Source organism: Rhodopseudomonas sp. BR0C11 (genome assembly GCF_010820945.1).
GTDB classification, from domain to species: domain Bacteria; phylum Pseudomonadota; class Alphaproteobacteria; order Rhizobiales; family Xanthobacteraceae; genus Rhodopseudomonas; species Rhodopseudomonas palustris_H.
This window is the reverse complement of record NZ_QTKI01000458.1, coordinates 1-3,570: the sequence shown is the minus strand read 5'-3', so window position 1 is coordinate 3,570 and position 3,570 is coordinate 1. Positions and strand designations below refer to the sequence as shown.

4 protein-coding genes are annotated in these 3,570 nt (G+C 64.6%); 2 read left to right on the top strand and 2 right to left on the bottom strand.

The features are described 5' to 3' along the window. A partial coding sequence (locus tag DYI24_RS23345) for an AIR synthase-related protein (protein WP_246701354.1) occupies positions 1 to 1,307 on the top strand: 1,307 nt, incomplete at its 5' end. Between the two features lie 344 nt (positions 1,308 to 1,651). On the opposite strand, the gene DYI24_RS23340 is transcribed toward DYI24_RS23345, so the two are convergent. Both DYI24_RS23340 and DYI24_RS23335 read right to left on the bottom strand, forming a co-directional pair. Further along, complete coding sequence (locus DYI24_RS23340) at positions 1,652 to 2,833, bottom strand: acyltransferase family protein (RefSeq protein WP_164574026.1); 1,182 nt, start codon at positions 2,831 to 2,833, stop codon at positions 1,652 to 1,654. A 74-nt stretch (positions 2,834 to 2,907) separates the two neighbouring features. Further along, entirely contained in the window at positions 2,908 to 3,270 is a 363-nt protein-coding gene (locus DYI24_RS23335) for a DUF427 domain-containing protein (protein ID WP_107343599.1), read from the bottom strand. 162 nt (positions 3,271 to 3,432) lie between these two features. Here DYI24_RS23335 and DYI24_RS23330 point away from each other — a divergent pair. Continuing rightward, the coding region (locus tag DYI24_RS23330; protein WP_502706369.1) for a BolA family protein at positions 3,433 to 3,570 on the top strand (138 nt) is incomplete at its 3' end.

Below are 3,570 nucleotides of genomic sequence, written 5' to 3'. Positions count from 1 at the left end.
GCATGACCGCCTACGAGATGATGCTCTCCGAAAGCCAGGAGCGCATGCTGATGGTGCTGAAGCCGGAGAAGGAAAAGGAAGCCGAAGAGATCTTCAAGAAGTGGGGCCTCGACTTCGCGATCGTCGGCTACACCACGCCGACCAAGCGGTTCGTGGTCAAGCATGGCGGGCAGGTGAAGGCCGACCTGCCGATCAAGGAGCTCGGCGACGAGGCGCCGCTCTACGATCGCCCTTGGACCGAGTCGCCGAAGCTGCCGGTGATCCATGCCCGCGACATCAACGCGCCGATGGGCGCCGCCGAGGCGCTGGAGAAGCTGCTGGCGACGCCGGATCTGTGCAGCAAGCGCTGGGTGTGGGAGCAGTACGACCACGTCATCGGCGGCAACACCGTGCAACGCCCTGGTGGCGACGCCGCGGTGGTGCGCATCGAGGACGGCCCGAAGGGCCTCGCGCTCACCGTCGACGTCACGCCGCGTTACTGCGAGGCCGATCCGTTCGAGGGCGGCAAGCAGGCGGTGGCGGAAGCCTATCGCAACATCACCGCGGTCGGCGGCAAACCGCTGGCGATCACCGACAACCTGAACTTCGGCAATCCGGAGCGGCCCGAGATCATGGGCCAGCTGGTCGGCTGCCTGAAGGGCATCTCGGAAGCCTGTATCGCGCTCGACTCGCCGATCGTCTCCGGCAATGTCTCGCTCTACAACGAGACTTCCGGCCGCGGCATCCTGCCGACCCCGTCGATCGGCGGCGTCGGCGTGCTCGACGACTTCACCAAGTCGGCGACGCTGGCGTTCAAGGCTGAAGGCGAGGCGATCCTGCTGATCGGCGAGACCAAGGGCTGGCTCGGCCAGTCGGTGTACTTGCGTGATATCTGCGGCCGCGAAGAAGGCGCGCCGCCGCCGGTCGATCTGACCTGCGAAAAGCGCCACGGTGACGTTGTGCGCGGCATGATCCACGCCGGCACCGCGACCGCCGTGCACGACCTGTCCGACGGCGGCCTGCTGGTCGCGCTCGCCGAGATGGCGATCGCCGGCAACATCGGCGCCGCGCTCGACGCGCCGCCGGCCGAGATCGTGTCGCACGCCTGGTGGTTCGGTGAGGACCAGGCGCGCTATCTGGTCACGGTGAAGGAATCCGACCTGCTCGCGGTGAAGACCAAGCTGAAGACGATCGGCGTGCCCTGCAACCAGATCGGCGTCACCGGCGGCCACGCGCTGAAGATCGAAGGCGAGCGCACCGTCGACATCAAGGCGCTGCGACACGCTCACGAGCATTGGCTGCCGGACTATATGGCGGGGAAGAACTAAGCGCCTTCAAGGCCCTCGCCGTCATTGTGAGGAGCAACGCGACGCAGCAATCCAGCTCCATGCACTGCGCTGGATTGCTTCGCTTCGCTCGCAATGACGGGGTTTGTTTTCGATGTCATTCCGGGGCGCTCGCGCGGAGAGCGAACCCAGACTCTCAGCCCCGTCCGATCACCCTCCATCGTCATTCCGGGATGCGCTGCGTAGCAGCGCAGGCCCGGAATCTATAACCCCTGGACTCGCGGACGCGCACGGCAGGCGACGCCGTGCGCGAGCAACAGATTCGGTGGTTATGGATTCCGGGCTCGCGAGCTGCGCTCGCGCCCCGGAATGACGGATGAGGGGCCTCACAGCACCCGATATGCGCCTGGAATCTTCCGGAGCAGGTAGGTCGTGGCCCAGCTCAGCAGCAGGCCGAGGGTGAATACGATGGCGGCTTTGACGATCGCCGGCAGGTCGTAGTCGTACAGCCAGTATTGCAGCCACAGCATGTAGGCGTAGTGCACCAGGAAGATGCCGTAGGCATCGTGCTGCAACGGATCGAGCAGGCTCCAGCCGCCGCGGCGGAAGCGCAAAAATACGGCGAGGATCGCAAAGATGATCGCGGCGCTGAACGCGGTGAGGGCGACGCTGTAGCTCGCCTCGTACCACATCGGCAGGTCGTCCGGATTGTCGAGGATGCCGCGCTTGATGCCGATCAGGCCCCACATCCCGAGATACGGCACCAGCGCCACCAGCAGCCAAATCCACCATTGCTGCGCCAGCTTGCCACCGGCACCGAGCACGCTCTGCTCGGGATGGCAGGCGCCGATGCCGGCACCGATGAAGAAGTAGGCGGTGTACAGCAGTACGCGGCTGGCCTGCACCGCGAACGGTCCCCATTCGAACCAATAGGTCGAGGTGTAGTACAGCCGCGACGGCACGTAGAGGATCGCGGTAACCAGGAACACGGCGCCGATGAACAGCGCCGGCGATTTGTAGCCGAGCTTGGCCAGATGATTGATCGGATCGAGCGAATGCCGCGAAATCCGGTACAGCCCGCCGCCGATCACGCTGAAGATGAACAGCACCCACAGAAACCACAACGGTCCGCTCGGCCACGGGCCGACCGTGATCATGTTCTCGTAGAATTTGGCGAAGGTCTCGGTCGGGTCGGCGCGTAGCGCCAGCGCGTAGTAGGCGATCGGGATCACGGTGAAGGCTGCGATCACGAACGGGATGCCGAGCCGGATCAGCCGGTCGCGCGCCAGCGAGCCGAATTTCGGCCGGTGGTCGAGGCTGGGCCACAAGAACAGCCCCGACAGCATGAAGAACATCGCCATGAAGAAGCTGTCGGTGGCGAGCACGATGCAGTCGAAGCCGATGAACGACGACGGATCGGTGTGACCGAAATAGGTGTAGGGGATCACCGAATGGTGGATCAGCACCAGGATGGTGAGGAAGGTCCGGGTCCGGTCGAGGGACAGGTCGCGCACATGCGAAGCTGCGTGCGCGGTCATGCCGCCGGTGGTGGGATAGGTTACAGTCACGACAAGAGCCCCGCGCGATGCCGCCGGTGAATTACGATACTGCGCAATAGCTGAATCGCCTCTTCGGCGAATTGCTAGGGTTTGAATTCTTCGATTTGAACCTTTTGCGGATAGAAAGCCAGATAGCCGGCGATCTCCGCCATCGCCGGAAACGGCTCCTCATAGCTCCACACCGCATTGGGCTGCGGCTCGCCCCCGGCCACGATGCTGAAATAGCTGGCATCGCCCTTATAGGGGCAGTGTGTGACACGCGTGGTCTTCTCCAGCAGGCTCATGTCCGCGTCTTCCCGCGGAATGTACTGCACCGGCGGATAGCTCGCCTCCTGCAGCGTCAGCGCCCGGCGGGTCTCGGCGATCACCTTGCCGTCCGCGCTGACCCGGACGCCGTTCGGATTTGCCGTGATCGTGATCGGATGATCGGGGCCGGGGAGCTTCATGGGCGGACCTCAGGGTGCGTTTCGGACCGGCGTCGCAGTCACCTCGCCGCGATGTACCGGCGTGGTGGCTTTGAAAGGGACGCACTGCCATATAGGATGGCGGTGCAAGATTGCCACCGCGCGCCCCGCGCCGGCGGCCGCGACGATCTGGAGGATGACCGAATGCCGATGGATGCCCGCGACATCGAGGCCATGATCAAGGCCGCGATTCCCGACGCGGAGGTGACGATTCGCGACCTCGCCGGTGACGGCGATCATTACGCCGCGACCGTGATTTCGGAGTCCTTCCGGGGCAAGTCG